Genomic DNA, 19,795 nt, shown 5'->3' with positions numbered 1-19,795 from the left:
CATCCAGGGGTGCGGCGGTCGCGCTCGTACGGGGGCCGCCGCCGATTCAAGCCGCCTCTCGCGGGTAGCAGTCCGATGGACGGCACCGGAGAGGGGACATACAGGCATGAAGGCACTGACCTGGCACGGCAAGCGGGACGTTCGCGTCGAGGACGTCCCGGACCCCCGGATCGAGGAGCCGACCGACGCGATCGTCCGGATCACCTCGACCGCCATCTGCGGTTCCGACCTGCACCTGTACGAGGTGCTCGGGCCGTACCTGAAGCCCGGCGACGTCCTCGGGCACGAGCCGATGGGCATCGTCGAGGAGGTCGGGCCCGGGGTGACCCGGCTCAAGAAGGGCGACCGGGTGGTCGTCCCGTTCAACATCTCCTGCGGCTCGTGCTGGATGTGCGAGCGGCAGCTCTACGCCCAGTGCGAGACCACGCAGGTCAAGAGCCAGGGCAAGGGCGCGTCCCTGTTCGGCTACACCTCGCTGTACGGCTCGATCCCCGGCGGCCAGGCCGAGTACCTGCGCGTGCCGCAGGCCCAGTTCGGCCCGATCACGATCCCGGACACCGGCCCGGACGAGCGCTGGCTCTACCTCTCCGACATCCTGCCCACCGCCTGGCAGGCGGTGAAGTACGCGGACGTCCCGCCCGGCGGCACGCTCGCCGTGTTCGGGCTCGGCCCGGTCGGGCAGTTCAGCGCCCGGATCGGCCGGCACCTCGGCGCGGGCCGGGTGATCGGGCTGGACCTGGTCCCCGAGCGGCTGGAGATGGCCCGCCGGCACGGCATCGAGGTGCTCGACGTCAGCCAGCTCGACGACGTGCCCGGCACGCTCATCGACCTGGTCGACGGGCGCGGCCCGGACGCGGTGATCGACGCGGTCGGCATGGAGGCGCACGGCGCGCCGCTGGGCAAGATGGCCCAGACCGCCGCCGGGCTGCTCCCGGACAAGCTGGCCCAGGCGATGACCGACAAGGCCGGCGTGGACCGGCTCGTGGTGCTGCACGCCGCGCTCAAGGCGGTACGCCGCGGCGGCACCGTGTCGATCTCCGGCGTGTACGGCGGCGAGCAGGACCCGATGCCGCTGATGGAGATGTTCGACAGGGGCATCCAGCTGCGCATGGGCCAGTGCCACGTACGCCGCTGGGTCGACGAGATCATCCCGCTGCTGGAGCGCGACGACGCCCCGCTGGGCGTCGAGGACCTGCGGACCCACCGGCTGCCGCTGACCGACGCGCCGCGGGCGTACGAGATGTTCCAGAAGAAGGAGGACGGCTGCGTCAAGGTCGTGCTCGCGCCGTGACCCGGACGGTGGTCGTCACCGGCGCGACCAGCGGGATCGGCCGGGCGACCGCCCTGGAGCTGGCGGGCCGCGGGGACCGGCTGGTCCTCGCGGCCCGCTCCCCCGCCACGCTCGACGAGGTGCGCGACGAGTGCCGGGCCGCGGGCGCGCGGGCGATCGCCGTACCGATGGACGTGACCGAGCCCGGCGCGGTGGCCGCGCTCGCCGACGCGGCGCAGGCCGAGTACGGCCGCGTCGACGCCTGGGTGCACACCGCCGCGGTGATGGCCTACGGCCGTTTCGACGAGACGCCGGCCGAGGTGTTCGAGCAGGTGGTCCGCACCGACCTGCTGGCCGCCGCGGCGGTGGCCCGGGAGGCGCTGCTCCGGTTCCGGGCCGGCGGCGGCACGCTCGTGCTCACCGGCTCGGTGCTCGGGCACATCACCGCGCCCTACATGAGCGGCTACGTGGCCGCCAAGTGGGGCCTGCAAGGGCTGGCCCGCACGCTCCAGCAGGAGGCACGGGAGACGCCGGGCGTCGCGATCTGCCTGGTCAACCCGGGCAGCGTGGACACACCCGTCTACCGGCAGGCGGCCAACTACCTGGGCCGGGTCGGCCGTCCGCCGCCGCCGATCGCCTCGCCCGAACGGGTGGCGCGGGCCATCGCGCACTGTCTCGACCGGCCGCGCCGGGCGGTGTCGGTGGGGCGGCTCAACGTGGTCATGCGCTTCGGCTTCACCGCCCTGCCCGGGGTGTACGACGCGCTGGTCGGACCGCTGATGCGCCGGGCCGGGCTGACCCGGCAGCCGATCGCCGCCCACCGGGGCATCGTGTTCACGCCGAACCCGGCCGGTGAGGCGGTCCGGGGCGGGTGGCTGCCGGAGGTGTCCCAGGTGGTCCGGGCCGTGGGCGGACGCGCGGCGACTGTGGCGTCCGCGGTACGCCGCCGGCTGCCCTGACCGTGGCGTGGGTGGACGGCGTGCGGGCGGACCGGGACGACTGTGGTTACCGTGTACGGCGGGACACGGCGGAGGGACGAATATGCGGGAAGCAACGGGGCAGGAACCGGACCGGACGCGCGGCGGGCGGGTGTGGAAGCTCGCCGGGCTGGCCGCCGTCGCCGGGCTGGCCTGGGCGGCGCGGGACGTACCGGCGCAGCTCGGCGGACGGCTCACCGGCGCCCGGGCGGAACGGGCGGCCCGGTCACCGCGCTTCCGCGACGGCACCTTCCACAACCCGGCCGGCGCCAGCGCCACGATGGTCGCCGACCCGGGCCGCAACCTGCTCCGGGAGCTGGTCTTCGGCAAGCAGAAGCGGCGGCCGGGCAGCCCGGTGCCGCTGGTGCGCCCCGGCGCCGCGCCGGCCGCCGACCCGGCCCGCGAGCTGAACGTCGTCTGGTACGGCCACGCCTCCACGCTCGTCGAGATCGAGGGACACCGGGTGCTGCTCGACCCGGTGTGGAGCGACAGGTGCTCCCCGTCCGGGCTGGTCGGCCCGCGGCGCATCCACGAGCCGCCGGTCCGCCTCACCGACCTGCCCCCGCTCGACGCGGTGCTGATCTCACACGACCACTACGACCACCTCGACATGGAGACCGTCCGCACGCTGGCCGATCTCCAGTCCGCACCGTTCGTGGTGCCGCTCGGCGTCGGCGCCCACCTGGCCCGCTGGGGCGTACCCGAGCACCGGATCGTCGAGCTGGACTGGTCGGAGAGCCACCGCGCCGGCGGGCTGACGCTCACCGCCACCGCCGCGCAGCACTTCTCCGGGCGCGGACTGCGCCGCGACGGCACGCTGTGGAGCTCCTGGACGATCACCGGTACGCACCGGAAGGTCTTCTACACCGGCGACTCCGGCTACTTCGACGGGTACGCCGCGATCGGCGCCGAGCACGGCCCGTTCGACCTGACGCTGATGCAGATCGGCGCGTACGACAGGGCGTGGCCGCACATCCACATGTTCCCGGAGGAGGCGGTCGCCGCCCACCTCGACGTACGCGGCGGACTGCTGGTGCCGGTGCACTGGGGCACGTTCAACCTGGCCCTGCACGACTGGTCCGAGCCGGTGGACCGGCTCTGGGCCGAGGCGAAGGCGCGCGACGTGCGGCTCGCAGTGCCGCGCCCGGGCGAGCGGGTGGTGGTCGACGAGCCGCCGGCGGTCGACGGCTGGTGGCAGTCGGTCGCCTGACCCGGCGCTGCCGCACCTCGCGTTCTGACCCCGCTCAGAGCACGAAGGCGTCGGTCCAGAGCGCGCCGGAACGGCCCGACAGCGCGTCCAGCATGGCCACCGCCTGACCGTCGGTGAGCTGCGCGACGAAGTCGACGATCGCCCGGCCCCGGGCCCGGCCGATCCGGTCCGGGGTACGCGGGTGCAGCTCCGCCTCGGCCAGCTCCACCAGGTCGTGCAGCCGTCGCGGCAGCCGGGACTCCTCGTCCGGGTCCAGCAGCCACTCCCAGAGCGCCTCCACCAGCGTGCCCAGCAGCCGGGCCTGGCCGCGCTGGTGCAGCGCCAGGTCCGGGCGGGCCAGCACGAACCGGTGGTGCACGAACTTGAGCACCTGCACCTCGTGCCACTGCGCCTTGGCCAGCAGCACGTACCCGGAGCGGACGTGCGGGTCCGGGGTCACCGTGATGGCGTCCACGAAGCGGGTGGACCAGCGCGCGGAGAACCGGGCGACGTACTGCTCCGCCTCGATCGAGCCGTCGAACGGCAGCGCCAGCAGCCCCTCCACCAGCTCCTCGCGGACGTGTTCGACTGCGGCGGCGAACGCCTCGTCGTCGGCGATCCAGCCGTCCTTGCGGTGCAGTTGCCGGCGCAGCCGCTCGATCGCCGCGCCAGGGCGCCGGCCCGCCGCCTCCAGCGCGGACGCGGTGATCGACCGCAGGTGCCCGCACTCGCGCTGCCAGGCCATCAGCTCGGCCGCCACCGCGCCCTGCTGGAGCACCCCGACACGGTAGAAGTCCTCCACGTCGTGGATCGCGTACGCGATGTCGTCGGCGGTGTCCATCACCGACGCCTCGGGCGTCTGCTGCCAGTCCGGGATGCGGCCGGCGAACGGCTCCCGCGCCTGACGCAGGTCGTCCAGCTCGGTGCGATAAGCGCCGAACTTCACCGACCCGCTCTCCGGGTCCTCCGGCGGGGCCGCCGCGCCGCGGGGCGCCGGGTCGAGGTGCCGGGGGTGCGGGTCGGGATGGTCCAGGCGGGTCCACGGGTACTTCAGCATGGCGGCCCGGACCGCCGCGGTCAGGTCCAGCCCGGTGGTCGCCGCGCCGCGGATCTCGGTGCTGGTGACGATCCGGTACGACTGGGCGTTGCCCTCGAAGCCGTCGGCCAGCCCGAGCCGCTGCCGGGCCAGCCGGTCCAGCACCCGCTCCCCCAGGTGCCCGAACGGCGGGTGGCCGAGGTCGTGCGCGAGCGCGGCGGCCTCCACCACCTCCGGGTCGCAGCCGCCGAGCTTGTCCAGCAGGTCCCGGTACGCCGGGTCGGCCATGAGCCGCTCGGCGATCGCCCGCGCCACCTGGGCGACCTTGAGGCTGTGGGTGAGCCGGTTGTGCACCAGAAGCCCCGACCCGCCGGGACTGATCACCTGGGTGACGCCGTTCAGCCGGGCGAAGAACGGCGAGCCGACGATCCGGTCCCGGTCGGCCCGGAACGGGCCGGCCGCCAGGTCGCCGAGCGCCCGGGCGCTGCCCCCGAAGAGCCGCCGGGCCCGCGGATCCGCAGGTGCCTCCATGATCGCCACGCTAGCGCAGCGGGCGGCGGGCCGGGCACAGCCGGTCGGAGGCGAACGGCACAATGCAGGGCGGAAACCACCCGAGAAGGCGGATGACAATCGTGACCCAGTCAGTGCACCAGCGGATCGCCGAGGAACTCGGCGTCGCCGAACGTCAGGTGCGGGCAGCAGTCGAGCTGCTCGACGGCGGCGCCACAGTGCCGTTCATCGCCCGCTACCGCAAGGAGGCCACCGGCCTGCTCGACGACGCGCAGCTGCGCACACTGGAGGAGCGCCTGCGCTACCTGCGCGAGCTGGACGAGCGGCGCGCGGCGGTGCTGGAGTCGATCCGCAGCCAGGGCAAGCTCGACGAGGCGCTGGAGGCGCAGATCCTCGCCGCCGACTCGAAGTCGCGCCTGGAGGACATCTACCTGCCCTACAAGCCGAAGCGGCGCACCCGCGCGCAGATCGCCCGCGAGGCCGGGCTGGAGCCGCTCGCGGACACGCTGCTCGCCGACCCGGCGCAGGACCCGAAGGCGGTCGCCGCCGGGTTCGCCGACCCGGACAAGGGCGTCGCGGACGCCGCCGCCGCGCTGGACGGCGCGCGGGCCATCCTGATCGAGCGCTTCGCCGAGGACGCCGACCTGATCGGCACGCTGCGCGAGCAGATGTGGTCGCGGGGCCGGCTGGTCTCCCGGGTACGCGAGGGTCAGGAAACCGCCGGGGCGAAGTTCGCCGACTACTTCGACTTCGCCGAGCCGTACCCGAAGCTGCCCTCGCACCGCATCCTCGCCATGTTCCGGGGCGAGAAGGAGGGCGTGCTGGAGCTGACCATGGATCCGGAGGCCGACGGGGACGCCGACGCGAACCCGGGCCCCAGCCGGTACGAGGCCGCCGTGGCGGGACGCTTCGGCGTCAGCGACCAGGGACGGCCCGCCGACAAGTGGCTGGCCGACACGGTGCGCTGGGCCTGGCGTACCCGGATCCTCATCCACCTCGGCGCGGACCTGCGGATGCGGCTGTGGCAGGCGGCCGAGGAGGAGGCCGTGCGGGTCTTCGCCACCAACCTGCGTGACCTGCTGCTGGCGGCGCCGGCCGGCGCGCGGCCCACCATGGGTCTGGACCCGGGCCTGCGCACCGGCGTGAAGGTGGCGGTGGTCGACGCCACCGGCAAGGTGGTCGCCACCGACACGATCTACCCGCACGAGCCGCGCCGGCAGTGGGACGCCTCGCTGCACACGCTCGCCACGCTCGCCGCCGCGCACGGCGTCGAGCTGGTCGCGATCGGCAACGGCACCGCCAGCCGGGAGACCGACAAGCTCGCCGCCGACCTGATCAAGCAGCACCCGGAGCTGAAGCTGACGAAGGTGGTGGTCTCCGAGGCGGGCGCGTCGGTCTACTCCGCCTCCGCGTACGCCTCGCAGGAGCTGCCCGGTCTGGACGTCTCGCTGCGCGGCGCGGTGTCGATCGCCCGCCGCCTCCAGGACCCGCTGGCCGAGCTGGTGAAGATCGACCCGCGGTCGATCGGCGTCGGGCAGTACCAGCACGACCTGTCCGAGGTGAAGCTGTCCCGCTCGCTCGACGCGGTGGTCGAGGACTGCGTCAACGCCGTCGGCGTGGACGTCAACACCGCCTCCGCGCCACTGCTCACCCTGGTCTCCGGCATCGGCGCCGGGCTGGCCGAGAACATCGTGCTGCACCGCGACGCCAACGGGCCGTTCCGCACCCGCGCCGAGTTGAAGAAGGTGCCCCGGCTCGGGCCGAAGGCGTTCGAACAGTGCGCGGGCTTCCTGCGCATCCCCGGCGGCGACGACCCGCTGGACTCCTCCAGCGTGCACCCCGAGGCGTACCCGGTGGTGCGTCGCATCCTCTCCTCCACCGGGCAGGACCTGCGCGCGCTGATCGGGAAGTCGGCGATCCTGCGCGGCCTGCGCGCGACCGACTTCGTCGACGACACGTTCGGCCTGCCCACCGTCACCGACATCCTGGCCGAGCTGGAGAAGCCGGGCCGCGACCCGCGCCCCGAGTTCCGCACCGCCACGTTCGTCGAGGGCGTGGAGAAGATCAGCGACCTGACGCCGGGCATGGTGCTCGAGGGCGTGGTCACGAACGTGGCCGCGTTCGGCGCGTTCGTCGACGTGGGCGTGCACCAGGACGGTCTGGTGCACGTCTCTGCCATGTCGCACACGTTCGTCAAGGACCCGCGCGACGTGGTGAAGTCCGGCGACGTGGTGAAGGTCCGGGTGCTCGACGTGGACGTGCCGCGCAAGCGGATCTCGCTGACGCTGCGGCTGGACGACGAGGCGCCGGCCGGCGGCGGGCGCCCGGCGGGCGGCGACGGCCGGGGCGGCTCCGGTCCGCGGCCGGGCGGCCAGGGCCGGGGCGGCCAGGGCGGCGGCCAACGCGGTGGCGGGCAGGGCGGCGGGTCGCGCGGTGGCCAGCAGCAGCGGCCCGGGCGCGGTGGCGGCGCCCCGGTCAACGACGCCATGGCGGAGGCGCTGCGCCGCGCCGGCCTGGCCTGACACGTCCCGCTGCCGGGCCGAGGTCACGAACGCCTCAGCCCGGCAGCCCCGCCGGGGAACAGCGACGCGCCGGCCCGTGTCGCGGTCACGCGCCCCGGCAGGGCGACGGCCGCGGGGACGGGCCGAGGCACCGGCATGGAACCCTTGATCAACACGATCTCGCCGAGGTGGTGGCATCAGAGGCTCCGCGACACCACCACTTCGGCGAGCTGGAGTTGATCACACCGGGCAGCGCGCCGGGAAAGGGACGGGTCACGCCTGCCGGAGCCGCGAACACCACTCACCAGGCGCGTTGTTGACCAAGGAGTTCGTGGCCTGTTCAGGGCGTTCGACTGACACAAACCCCTTGATCGCCGCAGCCTCGGCGGTGCGCGCGCCGGGCCCGACGGCCTGTGCGCCGGGCGGGGCCGGTTCCGCGTACCCTCGCGGTCGTGGGCGGTGAGGACGACGAGCGGTGGCGGGAGCGGCGACGCCACGCGGTGCGGGCGCACGCGGAGGCCGCCGCCCGCGAACGCGAGGCCGAGCAGGCGGAGGCCGCTGAGCTGGTGGCCCGGTTCGCCGCCGAGGCGCTGCGGCGCGGGCTGCGCGCCGGCCGGCTGACCGCGACCGGGCACGACGGGCGCGGTCGCTACCGCACGCGGATCACCGGCTGGTACGTGGACCGGGCGCACAGCCGCGCGGTGGACACCGACGGGCGTTTCTACCTGCTCACCGTGCCGCCGGGCCTGCGGGCGCGGCTGCTCGGGGCGGACCCGCCGCCCAGTCCGCCGCCGCTCGTGGTCGGCCGGGGCGGCCGGGACGGCGAGTCGGTGCCGCTGGCGACCCTGCTCAGCCGTCGTCTCGACGCGGGCGACGACTGGCGCTGACCGGGGCCGGACGCCGGTCTGCCCGCTGCCGGGGCACCGCGTGCGCGGCCCGCCGGGCGACGTGCCGCCACCAGCACAGCTGGACCACGAGCGTGAGCAGCCCGGCGAGCACGATCGCGGCCAGGTTGATCACCAGTTGGAGGGCGGAGCCGGCGGCCTCGTGCCACACCCCGTACGCGGACGCGACGGCCACGTTCGCCGCCGCCGGCACGGTGGTCACCGAGATCAGCACACCCACCAGCGAACCGGACTTCTTCGAGGTCAGCGACAGCATGCCGGCCACGCCGGCGAGCAGGCCCACCACCCAGGACAGCGCGTCCGGACGCCAGATGAAGTCGGTCATCGGCCGTTCCGCCAGCAGCATGTCCCGGTCGACCAGGCCGGCCGCGGTGAGCGCCCAGGTGCTCAGCGCGGTGGCCGCCATGGCGACGAGGAAACCGACCGTCAGCGCCTTGACCGAGTGACCGACCACGCGCGGCTGACGCCGCAGCAACGCCACGCAGAGCGCGGCGAGCGGACCGAACTCGGGGCCGACCACCATCGCGCCGACGATCAGGATGGGCTGGTCCAGCAGCACGCCGATCCCGGCGATCATGGTGGCCACCACGATCAGGGCGAGGAACGTGCCGGTGAGCACCGTCTGCTCGCCGGTCTTCGCGGCGATCTCGTCCCACACCACGGCGTCCTCCCCGTGGCCGGGGGCTTCCTCGGCGGCCCGGTCGGCCGCCTCGGACAGAGTCAGCTCGACGTCGTCGGCGGCGATCCCGCCGCGTACGTCCACGTCGAGGTCCTGCAGGCGGCGCAGGACGTGGTCCGCGCTCTCCCGGACCACGTCGCAGAGGATCAGGTCGCCGGCGGGCCGGCGGGCGGCACCAGGCACGACGACCAGATGGGTCACGCCCGGCTCGGCCGTCAGCAGCTCGGCGACCCCACCCGAGCGGTCCGCGGGCGCGATCACCCGAAGGTGCAGCATCGAGGTCTCCTAGCAGGTGCCGGTGCGGGCGGCAGAACTCTACTCGCCCGAGCCGGCGCCGCCGCTCCCCTGCTCGGACGGGCAGGACGGGAATACCGCCCGGTCCCGGATCACTCGGCACCGACTCCCGCTTGGCTGCGGTGCCGAGGAACCCGCAGCCGGTGGCCGCCCCCGGTGCGGAGACGTCCTGCCGGGCGAACACCGCGCGCATCGTCGCGGCGCCCATGATGGCGGTCGAAGCCCCGCCGCCACTGGTGCTCGGGCGGGGCGGCCGGAAGGTCGAGTCGTCCCCTGGCGACGCTACTCAACGCGCGTTCTCGATGTGGCGACGACTGGCGCGCCGGTACAGACGCTCCACAATCATCCGGCTCCGGCACGGTCGTCGAGAAACGTAGGCGGCGTACGGCGCCGAGAGCCGAGGGCGCCGAGACCGGTCAGCACGACCACAGCTGGCAGCTCATGTTCGAATCCTGCAACCGGGCTGGGCAGCCCGAGCGCTCGACTGCCCGGCGCGCCCCGCCCCCCAACCCACGCTCCTGACCGTCTGCGAACAGGCGCCACGCTGAACGGATACTCCTCGCTCCGCACGCGATACCCGTGTCCTCCCCAGACGCTCAGCGGTTGACTTCAGCGGACGCGCGTTGACGACAAGACGCCTCCCGCTAGGAGCAACCCTCAGGCGACCGTTGTGGTTTGTGCCGTAAAAGGCGGTTAAATCTGCTAAAAAGGCATTTCGGATGTTTCGGATGGCTGCCGATCACAGGAGGTCCGGTTGAGAGAGCACCCCGGGAGCCTCGGCCCGCCGACGACGAACGATGCCGGTCAGCAAGGTCACCTAATTCACCTCTCGCCGCCCGACGTCGGCCCCCTAGAAGAGTCGTACCTGATCAGCGCACTGCGATCGGGGTGGGTCGCGCCGGCCGGGCCGGACTTGACCGCATTCGAGCGGGAGATGGCCGAGCGGCTGGGCGTCCCCGGCGCCGTCGCACTCTCCTCCGGTACCGCCGCGCTGCATCTCGCGCTACTCGCCCTCGGAGTCGGGCCGGGCCACGTGGTGGTCGTCCCCACTCTCACCTTCGTCGCGACCGCCAACGCGGTCGCCTACACCGGGGCTAGACCGGTGTTCATCGATTGCGATCCGGTGACCGGCAACATCGACGTCTCCCTGCTGCCTGATCTGCTCAGGCAGATCGAGCAGGCGGGCAAGCCGGTCGGCGCGGTGCTGCCGGTGGACATCTTTGGCACCTGCGCTGACTACACGGCCCTCCTACCCATCTGCGAGGCGGCCGGCGTCCCGGTCGTCGAGGACGCCGCAGAGGCACTCGGCGCCGCCCACAACGGCCGAGCAGCCGGCACCTTCGGAGCCGCCGCCGCACTGTCGTTCAACGGCAACAAGATCATCACCACGTCGGGTGGAGGCATGCTGCTCTCCCATGACACGACCCTTGTCGAGCGCGTCCGATTCCTGTCCACGCAGGCCCGGCTGCCTGTACCGCATTACGAGCACCCCGAGGTGGGATACAACTACCGGCTGAGCAACCTGCTCGCGGCGGTGGGACGCGCCCAGTTGCGGCGTCTTGACCAGATGGTGTCGCGGCGCCGGCAACTGCGGGAACTGTACGCAAAACTCTTCGCCGCTGTCCCCGGGGTCCGGCTGCTCGCAGACACCGATGATGCAGCCAACTGCTGGTTGACCTGCCTGGTCGTCGATCCTGAGCAGGCCGGCTGGCACGCCGCCGAGCTTGCAGCGCACCTCGCCGGGCTCGGCATCGAGACGCGCCCGATCTGGAAACCGATCCACCTGCAGCCGGCCTACCTAGGGTCGGCAGGGCTGCTGACCGGTTCCGCGCAACGGCTCTTCGAGACCGGACTGGCGCTGCCCAGCGGCTCGGCCTTGACCGACGGTCAGCGCGGCATGGTGCTGGAGACGATCAACGCCTTTTTGGCAGCACGCGTCTGATCGCGATCCTGCCGCCGCCCGCAGTCGTCAGGCAAGCACCTTCTCGGCAGTCTTCCGAGGCCCGCTGGTTCCCACACCGGATATATCGGTTACTTCGCCCTTGACCAACACGGAGGCATTTCGTTGAACATCCTTGTTACCTCGGCGGGGCGCCGCAACTATCTCGTCCAGTGGTTCTCCCAGGCGCTGGCGAGCAGAGGTCGAGGTGGCCGCACCTTGGCGGCGGATTCTGATCTCCGAGCGCCCGCGCAGGTCGCGGCCGATGCTTTCGTACAACTGCCGCCCTACCGGTCAGCCGAGTACGTCGCCACCTTGACCCGCGAGTGCATCCGGCACGAGATATCACTGCTGGTTCCTCTCAACGACTATGAGCTGTCGGCCCTCGCCGGCGAGCCGGCTGCCAAGCTCGAGGCGGCGGGAACTACGGTGTTGGCACCCCGGCACGAAATCCAGCGGGTCATCGAGGACAAGTACCGTTTCGCTGGTCTGATGTCGACCGTCGGCATCTCCGTCCCAACCACGCACCTCGCCTTGGACCTGCTGCGCGCCGAGGGCGACTCGCTTGGCCTTGCTGATCAGCTGGTCGTGAAGCACCGGTACGGCAGCGGTTCCTCCGGATTGATCTTCTGCGACCGCAATGATGTGAAGGCGCACCTGCGTGCCGCCGCACTCACCGCCCCTGACCGGTCCGGCAGCATTCCGCGCGGTGCTGATCAACCACGTTACGACCTGGTCGTCGTTCAAGACCGAATCCACGGCGTCGAGCACGGCATCGACGCGATCAGCGACTTCACCGGCCGCTACCGCGCCTGCCTGGCGCGACGGAAGCTCAGTATGAGGGCCGGCGAGACAGATCGTGCGGTCAGCGTAGACCCACACCCGTTCGCTCGACTCTCCGAGCGGATCGCCGAAGAAATCGGAGCACGCGGCCTGATCGACATCGATGTCATCGTCGACGACGCCGGCCAGGCTTACGTCATCGATGTCAACCCCCGCTTCGGCGGTGGCTACCCGTTCAGTCACCTGGCGGGCGCCGACGTGCCCGCCTGCTACGTGGCCTGGCACGCCGAGGCAGACCACGATCCCAAGTGGCTGACTGCGACGCCGGGCGTGACGGGTGCCAAGTACGAGTCGGTGACCACGGTCATGGGGGCCGATCATGGCTGAGACCGTCACACCACTCAGCCCTCTGGAACAGGTCGAACGCGAGCAACTCACCGCCGTCCGACGGCGGCTCCGGTCCCGCGCGGTTGTCAAGCGCGTCATGGACGTAATCTGCGGCGGCGTCGGCCTGGTCCTGGCCACACCGGTGATTCTCGCCGTCGCCGGCGCGATCTGGCTGCTGGACGGGCGGCCCGTGCTATTCCGCCAGCTCCGCCTCGGGCGCGACGAGGTTCCGTTCACACTGCTCAAGTTCCGGACGATGCGAGTGTCCGGCGGGCGACGACTCGCTGGACGAGACGATCGGCAGCGGCTCACTCCCCTCGGGCGATTCCTCCGCACCACCAGCTTGGACGAACTACCACAACTGTTCAACGTACTCCGTGGAGACATGTCCCTGGTCGGGCCACGGCCGCTGTACACGCACTACTTGCCGCACTACAGGGACGACGAACGGCTGCGCCACACCGTACGGCCAGGCATCACCGGGCTGGCCCAGGTGAGCGGGCGCAACCACATGGGCTGGGACGAGCGCCTTCGCACTGACGTCGAGTACGTCAGTCGACAATCGCTCGGCACTGATTTGCGCATCCTCTGGCGCACCATCGTCGGGGTCGTCCGGCGTGCCGATGTCGTCGTCATCCCCGGTGACCTGGGCGAACCTCTGGACATCGAGCGCACCTACCCGGTCCGCAATGGGCTGACCCTGAGACGGTTGCGCACCAGCGACCTCGAGCAGCGGGTGAGGTGGATGAGCCACCCAAGCACCCGACGCCACACCCGCATGGATCCTGTGAGTCTCGCGTCGACCCGGGAATGGTTCGACCGGGTGCGCCAGGATCCGAACCGGCACGACCTCGTGGTCATCGAGAATGCCAGCGGAAAGGTTCTCGCCATGGCGGGCCTCATCCCGCGCACTCCCGGCATCGCAGAGTTCTACGTCTTTGTCGACCCCGAGCGGTACGGCCAGGGTATCGGGCAGACCGCAACCGACCTGGTATGCCAGTGGTCCTTCGAACGGCTCCTTCTGGACGCCGTAATGCTGACGGTCCATCAGAACAACACGAGCGCATGCCGAATCTACGAGGCGCTCGGCTTTCGGGACGAATCCGTGACCGATGCCCGACGGACGATGACGCTCACCCGGGAGCGCTTCTTTGCCGCCCCCGAATCGGCAGGGGACCCGGGCCGCCGGCTTTCGTCGAAGGTCGGGACCGCATGACGGCGTTTCCCAGCCGGCCGGGCGTTCCCCGAACGACGCTGACCACCCGCTTTCCGCCCAGCCCTTTGGAATCCTGGGACCAGATCGGCCACCGGCTCGGGGTCCGGCTGCTCGTCAAACGGGACGACCTGCTGCCGTTCCCGCTGGCCGGTAACAAGGTCCGGAAGCTCACCCGGGAGCTCGCTACACGAGCGGTGACGACCGGAGATGTGTTGATCACCAGTGGTGGAGTTGACTCCAACCACTGCCGCACCGCCGCACTGCTGGGTGCGCGCTTGGGCATTCACGTCGACCTGGTTCTCCACAGCCGCGCCGGCAACGCCGCCCAGGATCGGCTGTCGGTACGTGTTGCGCGCGCGCTCGGTGCCGCCGTGCACGTCGTCTCCGCCGCAGAAATGCCCGACTGCATCGATGCGCTGCACAAGCTACGGATCGATTCGGGCAAGACCGTCCACGTCGTCCCCGGCGGTTGTCACACCAAGGCCGGCGTCGAGGCGTACGCCGATGCGGCCGGCGAACTACTCGACCAGATCGGTACGGCACCCGACGCAGTGGTGCTGGCGTCGGGCACCGGCGCGACCCAGGCCGGTCTAGTCGCCGGACTGGCCCGAGCGGGTTGCCGCACCCGCGTCATCGGGATATCCGTGGCGCGCCCCGCCGACAAAGGGTGCGCCGCCGTACGGGAGGCGCTGGCCTGGTCGAGCGATGACACCCAGACCCCGATCGAGTTCCTCGACAGCTTCGTCGATGGCGGGTACGGGTGCGCTTCGGATGCGACCCGGGATGCGGTGCGGCGGGCGTGGCGGCTTGGTCTGCCGCTGGATTCGACCTATACCGGCAAGGCGTTCCGCGGTCTGACCGAGCTGACTCTGACCGAGGCCATCCCCAGCGGTGCCACGGTCGTCTTCTGGCACACCGGCGGCCTGATGAACCAACTGGTTGAGTGAGCCGGAAGGGCGACATCCGCTGTCCGGGAGTCCGGTCGGCGGATGTCACGTAGCAACGGAAGATCAGGAACGGACGCGACCGCCGCACAGCTTCGTGAGGACGTCCTCCAGCTGATCGACGCCCGCCCGCCTCGACATCCGCTCCTGATACAGGAGACGGGCCCGCTGACCCAGGGCGCTCCGCTCCGATTCGCTCATCCCCGCCGCGGCGACGAAAATGCTCACCAGGGCCGGCACGTCCTCGGGCAAACAGGTCAGTCCGACCTGGGCCGACTCGACCAATGTCGCAACATCGCCGCGAGCGGCCACCAATACCGGACGCCCGCAAGCCAGGGCCGCTTGGAGCTTGGACGGTACGGTGCCGCGTAGGGCAGGCAGATCGCGCAGCATGACGAGTTGGAAGTCCGCTGCGGCGTACAGGTCCGCCATCTCATCGGGCCGGCGCCGCCCGAGGAAGCGAACGTTCGTGGCGCCGAGTTCCTCGGCTAGCCGACGAACCGATCTCTCCTCCGTACCCGAGCCGACCAAGACCAGATCGATGAGATCCGGCAAGGCGGCTGCCGCCCGTACCGCAACGTCTACTCGCTGGAACGGGCCCATGTTTCCAGCGAACATCACGGTACAACGTCCGCGGTACCCGATCGCCGTCCTGGCGGCTACGGTCGTCGGCCGCGGCTGAAACAGATCCTCGTTCGCCCAGTTCAAGACGACCCGAACGCGCTCGGGGTCGGCACCACGCTCTACCAGGAGCTGTCCCATGGCGGGCGACAGCGCGACGACCGCATCCGCACAACGGTAGAGCCGCTGCATGCCCGCTGCGAGCGTCCGGTCGACCAGGCGCCCGACCAGTCCCTCCGGAACCATCGACGAGGCCGTGACGGACTCCGGCCAGATGTCTTGTACGTGCAGCAGCAGCGGTGTACCGCGAAGCACCCTCGAGAGGATCGCGGCCGAAGCGGCGGTGGCTGGCGGGTGGTAGACGTAAATCGCCTCTACACCGGCCAGGTACCGCAGCCCAGCGGCGGAACTCGACACCGCGTAGGAGAGGAAGTTGCCCGCCCGGCGCAGGGCAGAGCCGTCATGGCTGGGATAGATCGGCACCCGCCGCACGGACAACTGCTGCCCGCCCTCGCGCACTCCCCACCGCTGCCGATACCCGGGATAGATGCGTCCGTCGGGGTAATTCGGGAAGGCGGTCAGGACCCGGACCTCATGCCCGCGGTTCGCAAGCTCACGGGCCAAGCCACCCGGGATCACGGCGGGCTCCGGCGGATAGAACTGGGAGACGATGCCGATCCTCACGCCGGAACCACGACCCGAGACGCGGTGTCAACAGCCTCTGGGTACGTGTCCGGGCAGGCCGGGTCGAACACCTCATTGGTCCAGAAGAGGGTCAGCAATTCGTCAGACCCTGTGTTGGTGATGTTGTGCACCCACATGGTTGGCATATCCACCACCATCGGCTCCTCGCCGGCGACACTGAACCGCACCACGTCATCGTGGCCGACGCGGCGCAGGCTGATCTCCGCGCTGCCACGCACAACCGCGAAACGCTCCACCTTGGCCATGTGGAAGTGCTCACCCCGGGTGATGCCCGGCCGGGTCGTCGAGTAGAAGGTCTGCCCTCCACCGCCGTACGACTTAACCGCTTCAACCAGATCGCCGCGGACGTCGGACCGTCGAAGCAGCAGGATGGGATAGTGCTGTGGGAAGCAGAACGAGCGATAGGTGTTGAACAACCGTATCGCGTGCCGGTCGGGCAGCGGCGGTATCTCACCACTTCGGTAACTGGTGGAATACGCCGTGAGCTGGTCGGCGAGTTCGCGGACCCCGGAACGCAACAGCGGCATCGCCGGATCCCATGAAGCCTCGGCCGGGGCGCCGATCAGGCGCGCCGCGGCATCCGTCACGTGCGCGAGGCTCAGCTCACGATCCTCGAATACCTCGGGCTCTTGTCCATCGGCGAGCAACCGGCAGAAGGTCGCCGTCAACGAGTTGTAGAAAGGCCGGCCGTGCTCCCCGTACAGGTTCGGCAGCCGCACATCAATCAAGTCCGGACGAACCTCGGCGAGGGTGGCCGCCGCAGCCGCCTTGGAGTCGCCGTACGGCGTTCCGTTCCCGGCCTGGATCGAATTCGCGAAAACAACCGAGCCGGGCGGGCTGACGCACCGCCGCAGGCCCCTGGCCAGAGCAAGGGCGAGTTGGACATTGCCTCCGGCCACGTCTGCCGGATCACCGCGGTTGACTCCGGCGATGTGCACCAGCCGGTCAGCGCCCTGAATCAGCGTGGCCACCCTGCCCGGGTCCGCCAGATCGGCACGACCGATGACGGTGGGGTCGGGCCACCCCAGTGCGCGCGCCAGCACCCGCACGTGCCAGCCGAGGAAGCCTTCGGCGCCGGTAACGGCGAGCCTCGTCACGAGAACACCGGGTCCTGCAACGCCAGTTCCGCCCGGACCTCCGGCAGAGTGAGTAGCAGGTCCATGATCTGACGCACGTCGAGACGGGTCGCGTTGGCAGAGTTGAAGTCCTCGGTAGGCCCCTCGGCGAGGGTCCCCTCGGAAACGTAAAGCGCATAGTTGAGGTCGCGGGCGTCCACCGGGACCCGGAAGTAGTCCCCGAAGTCCTCCGCCATGGCGAGTTCCTCGCGGCTCGCCAGCGTCTCATCCTGCTTCTCGCCGTGCCGGACCCCTATCACGTCAAGCTTTACGGGTACGTCGAACAGACGACATACCGCCTCAGCCAGATCACCGACAGTGCAGGCGGCCGCCTTACGGATGAAGATGTCCCCCGGACGTGCGTGCTCGAACGCATGCTCCACCAGGTCAACGGAGTCCCCGAGCGACATGAGGAACCGAGTCATGCCCGGGTCGGTCACCGTGGGCGCACGACCCGCTCGAATCTGCTCGATGAACAGAGGGATGACCGAGCCACGGGAGTACATGACGTTGCCGTACCGAACACAGGACACGATGGTCTGACTTCGCGGGTTGTTGCGAACGTGGCTCTGGGCGACCTTCTCCATCAGAGCCTTGCTCATTCCCATGGCATTCACGGGATAGACGGCTTTGTCGGTGCTGAGCACCACGACCGAACCTACGCCGTTCCGTTCCGCCGCTTCGATAACGTTCGCACTACCCAGCACATTGGTGCGTACCGCCTCCAACGGAAAGAACTCACAGGACGGGACCTGCTTGAGTGCAGCCGCGTGGAAGATGTAGTCGACACCTCGACTGGCCCGTGAAACCGATTCGAAATCTCGCACGTCGCCGACGTGGTAGCGGACACGCCCATCACCGAGCAGACGGCGCATCGCATCTTGCTTGGCCTCGTCCCGGCTGAGCACGCGCACCTCACCGACGCCGCCGCCGAGCAGTCGCCGCACCATCGTCTGACCAAAGGAGCCGGTGCCGCCGGTGATGAGGACCCGACGTCCGCTGGTCGAAATAGCCACTGAAACTCCCGATGTCTGACCGAACGTAGAACTCCCTACCGGGCGCGAGGGTGCGTCGCCCGTCGAGCCGGCGTCTCCCGGCCCGAACTGCGCAACGATCGAAAGGGCCGGAGGCTACTGAGAGACGGGGAGCTTCCCAATTTTCGGATAGGAGAAAAAATTGGCAGAGGCAGAACGTGAAAGCCCGGACACCCGGGTCTTCACCTGATAGAAACCTCAGACGAGAGTCGCCCGACGACGCGAAGGAAGCCACCGTGGACCGAACGGTGCCCATCGGTAGGAGGCTGCATGACGGCGCTGGACAGATTCGTATCGCTCGACGGGCATCGCACCGCCATGCCCCTTCATCCGTCGAGGGACGACCGGCGGCGTAGCACCGCGTCGCGAGGAGGTCCACGATACGGAGTGGTCCTCTGGCTGCCCTTGCTCATAGCTCTATTCTGGATGTTGGGCACCTTCGGAGCGTTCTGGCTGACCCGCTGGTCGCAGGAGGTCTCCAATCCCGAACAGCTCGTGTTCTTCGTGATCGCAGCGACGACACTCTTCACCATTGGGTACGTCGCTCGAATCGCAATGCATAAGCCGGAACCTGCCAGGCGAGTTGAGCCCTCCCGCACTTTGCTTGTTCGGCGACTCATTCTGGCCAGCGCGTGCTACTTCATGATCCTGGGATTCGTCCGCTTCCGCAGATCCGAATCAGTCGGGCTTGCAAACGTCTGGGACCGCATCCAGAACCCAGCTGACGGATATCTGCGCCAGCAGATGGCATACCTGGAAGCGGCGCCACCAACCAGCCCTTTGACAGTAGTTCTGGTGGCACTGGGCGCGCTCGGGACCGTACTCGCTCCACTGCTTGTGGTCTACTGGCGCTCGATTCCCACCTGGCTGCGCCTCATCGGTTTGACCGGGGTCGCCATCCACATTTCCTATTTCCTCTACATCGGGACATTGAAGGGCTTGGGAGATATCTCAGTCATGCTCGGAGCCGGCCTGCTAATCTTGGCAGCCAATCGAAGGGCACACTCCCCGGCCAAGCGCCACCGCAAACTACTCCTAGCACTGGCGGCTGCGCTCGCCTCGCTCTTCATCGCGTATATGGTCTACAACCAGGCCTCACGGGCGAATGAGTTCGACACCGTCGGACGATTGTCTCCGAACCCGACCGTGGAAAAGATCCTCGGCCGCGACGCCGCCGTTGGACTTGCGGTAACCATCTCCTATCCGACGCACGGGTACGCAGGCTTGGCCCACAATTTGGAAACCCCTTTCGAATGGTCGAACGGGCTGGGCAGCTCCCCTTCCATTGCGGCGCTAGCGCAGGAGCAACTCGGTGTCGACCACGAGGGCAGACCTTCCTATCCGCAACGAACCGAGGCGATCTCGGGGTGGCCCGCAGGCATGTACTGGGCGACGGTCTACCCTTGGCTGGCCTCCGACCTGACCTTCCCCGGCGCCGCTCTGTTCATGGCACTGGTCGGCTGGTTCCTGGCCCGATTCTGGACCGAGGCAGTCTTTCATCGACGCATTCTGCCGATGCTGTTGTTCGGACAGATCTGCGTATTTATCGCCTACATCCCGGCGAACAACCAACTGGGAATGTCGCCGCAGTCCGTGGCTGGACTGTTCACTCTGGCCGCCCTGTACATGCTGGGCTCAGTGCACAACCGAGGCAGGGCGAAGCTCCGCTGAATGGGCGGGAAATTTCTCA

At 69.9% G+C, this 19,795-nt stretch carries 15 protein-coding genes; 10 read left to right on the top strand and 5 right to left on the bottom strand.

Translation table 11 applies throughout. The features are described from left to right. Positions 1–106: 106 nt before the first annotated feature. The 3 genes from PVK74_RS01550 (at position 107) to PVK74_RS01540 (ending at position 3,457) form a co-directional block, all read left to right on the top strand. Positions 107–1,291, top strand: a complete 1,185-nt coding sequence (locus PVK74_RS01550) for a zinc-dependent alcohol dehydrogenase (protein ID WP_274477999.1) — start codon at positions 107–109, stop codon at positions 1,289–1,291. After that, positions 1,288–2,229, top strand: coding sequence for an SDR family NAD(P)-dependent oxidoreductase (locus tag PVK74_RS01545; RefSeq protein WP_274477998.1), 942 nt, complete (start codon positions 1,288–1,290; stop codon positions 2,227–2,229). The genes PVK74_RS01550 and PVK74_RS01545 overlap by 4 nt, the downstream gene beginning before the upstream one ends. Positions 2,230–2,311: 82 nt before the next feature. Continuing rightward, complete coding sequence (locus PVK74_RS01540) at positions 2,312–3,457, top strand: MBL fold metallo-hydrolase (protein ID WP_274477997.1); 1,146 nt, start codon at positions 2,312–2,314, stop codon at positions 3,455–3,457. 34 nt (positions 3,458–3,491) lie between these two features. Here the strand turns inward: PVK74_RS01540 and PVK74_RS01535 are convergent, their stop codons facing one another. After that, positions 3,492–5,003 (bottom strand): deoxyguanosinetriphosphate triphosphohydrolase family protein, encoded by a 1,512-nt coding sequence (locus PVK74_RS01535; protein ID WP_043330360.1) that lies wholly within the window; start codon positions 5,001–5,003, stop codon positions 3,492–3,494. 62 nt (positions 5,004–5,065) lie between these two features. Here PVK74_RS01535 and PVK74_RS01530 point away from each other — a divergent pair, with 62 nt between their 5' ends. Together PVK74_RS01530 and PVK74_RS01525 are read left to right on the top strand one after the other, a co-directional pair. Next, a complete protein-coding gene (locus PVK74_RS01530; RefSeq protein WP_274477996.1) occupies positions 5,066–7,504 on the top strand; it encodes a Tex family protein in 2,439 nt (812 codons plus the stop codon). Positions 7,505–7,935: 431 nt separating this feature from the next. Further along, entirely contained in the window at positions 7,936–8,370 is a 435-nt protein-coding gene (locus PVK74_RS01525) for a hypothetical protein (RefSeq protein ID WP_043325086.1), read from the top strand. Here PVK74_RS01525 and PVK74_RS01520 read toward each other — a convergent pair. Beyond that, entirely contained in the window at positions 8,333–9,343 is a 1,011-nt protein-coding gene (locus PVK74_RS01520; protein WP_274477995.1) for a DUF389 domain-containing protein, read from the bottom strand. The genes PVK74_RS01525 and PVK74_RS01520 overlap by 38 nt on opposite strands. A 772-nt stretch (positions 9,344–10,115) precedes the next feature. On the opposite strand from PVK74_RS01520, the gene PVK74_RS01515 reads away from it, so the two are divergent. The 4 genes from PVK74_RS01515 to PVK74_RS01500 all read left to right on the top strand — a co-directional run bounded on the left by PVK74_RS01515 (position 10,116) and on the right by PVK74_RS01500 (position 14,633). After that, the gene (locus PVK74_RS01515; RefSeq protein ID WP_338020354.1) at positions 10,116–11,303 is read left to right on the top strand and encodes an aminotransferase class I/II-fold pyridoxal phosphate-dependent enzyme; all 1,188 of its coding nucleotides are present in this window, start codon (positions 10,116–10,118) and stop codon (positions 11,301–11,303) included. A gap of 123 nt (positions 11,304–11,426) precedes the next feature. Further along, the gene (locus tag PVK74_RS01510) at positions 11,427–12,470 is read left to right on the top strand and encodes an ATP-grasp domain-containing protein (protein WP_274477994.1); all 1,044 of its coding nucleotides are present in this window, start codon (positions 11,427–11,429) and stop codon (positions 12,468–12,470) included. Then, positions 12,463–13,686: a GNAT family N-acetyltransferase gene (locus PVK74_RS01505; RefSeq protein ID WP_274477993.1), complete on the top strand. Its 1,224-nt coding sequence runs from the start codon at positions 12,463–12,465 to the stop codon at positions 13,684–13,686. Before PVK74_RS01510 ends, PVK74_RS01505 begins: the two co-directional genes overlap by 8 nt. Further along, positions 13,683–14,633, top strand: a complete 951-nt coding sequence (locus PVK74_RS01500; RefSeq protein WP_274477992.1) for a 1-aminocyclopropane-1-carboxylate deaminase/D-cysteine desulfhydrase — start codon at positions 13,683–13,685, stop codon at positions 14,631–14,633. Before PVK74_RS01505 ends, PVK74_RS01500 begins: the two co-directional genes overlap by 4 nt. A 63-nt stretch (positions 14,634–14,696) precedes the next feature. Here the strand turns inward: PVK74_RS01500 and PVK74_RS01495 are convergent, their stop codons facing one another. Genes PVK74_RS01495 through PVK74_RS01485 form a run of 3 tightly spaced genes read right to left on the bottom strand, consistent with a single transcriptional unit; the run spans position 14,697 to position 18,087 of the window. Further along, positions 14,697–15,935 (bottom strand): glycosyltransferase family 4 protein, encoded by a 1,239-nt coding sequence (locus PVK74_RS01495; RefSeq protein WP_274477991.1) that lies wholly within the window; start codon positions 15,933–15,935, stop codon positions 14,697–14,699. Continuing rightward, positions 15,932–17,053 (bottom strand): polysaccharide biosynthesis C-terminal domain-containing protein, encoded by a 1,122-nt coding sequence (locus tag PVK74_RS01490; RefSeq protein ID WP_274477990.1) that lies wholly within the window; start codon positions 17,051–17,053, stop codon positions 15,932–15,934. The genes PVK74_RS01495 and PVK74_RS01490 overlap by 4 nt, the downstream gene beginning before the upstream one ends. Beyond that, a complete protein-coding gene (locus tag PVK74_RS01485; RefSeq protein WP_274477989.1) occupies positions 17,050–18,087 on the bottom strand; it encodes a polysaccharide biosynthesis protein in 1,038 nt (345 codons plus the stop codon). The genes PVK74_RS01490 and PVK74_RS01485 overlap by 4 nt, the downstream gene beginning before the upstream one ends. Before the next feature lie 288 nt (positions 18,088–18,375). Between PVK74_RS01485 and PVK74_RS01480 the strand changes: the two genes are divergently transcribed. Continuing rightward, on the top strand, positions 18,376–19,776 hold the full coding sequence (locus PVK74_RS01480) for a hypothetical protein (RefSeq protein WP_274477988.1): 1,401 nt from the start codon (positions 18,376–18,378) through the stop codon (positions 19,774–19,776). Positions 19,777–19,795 lie beyond the last annotated feature (19 nt).

This window comes from Micromonospora chalcea (assembly GCF_028768405.1).
GTDB lineage: Bacteria > Actinomycetota > Actinomycetes > Mycobacteriales > Micromonosporaceae > Micromonospora > Micromonospora chalcea.
This window is presented reverse-complemented; position numbering and strand designations above follow the sequence as displayed.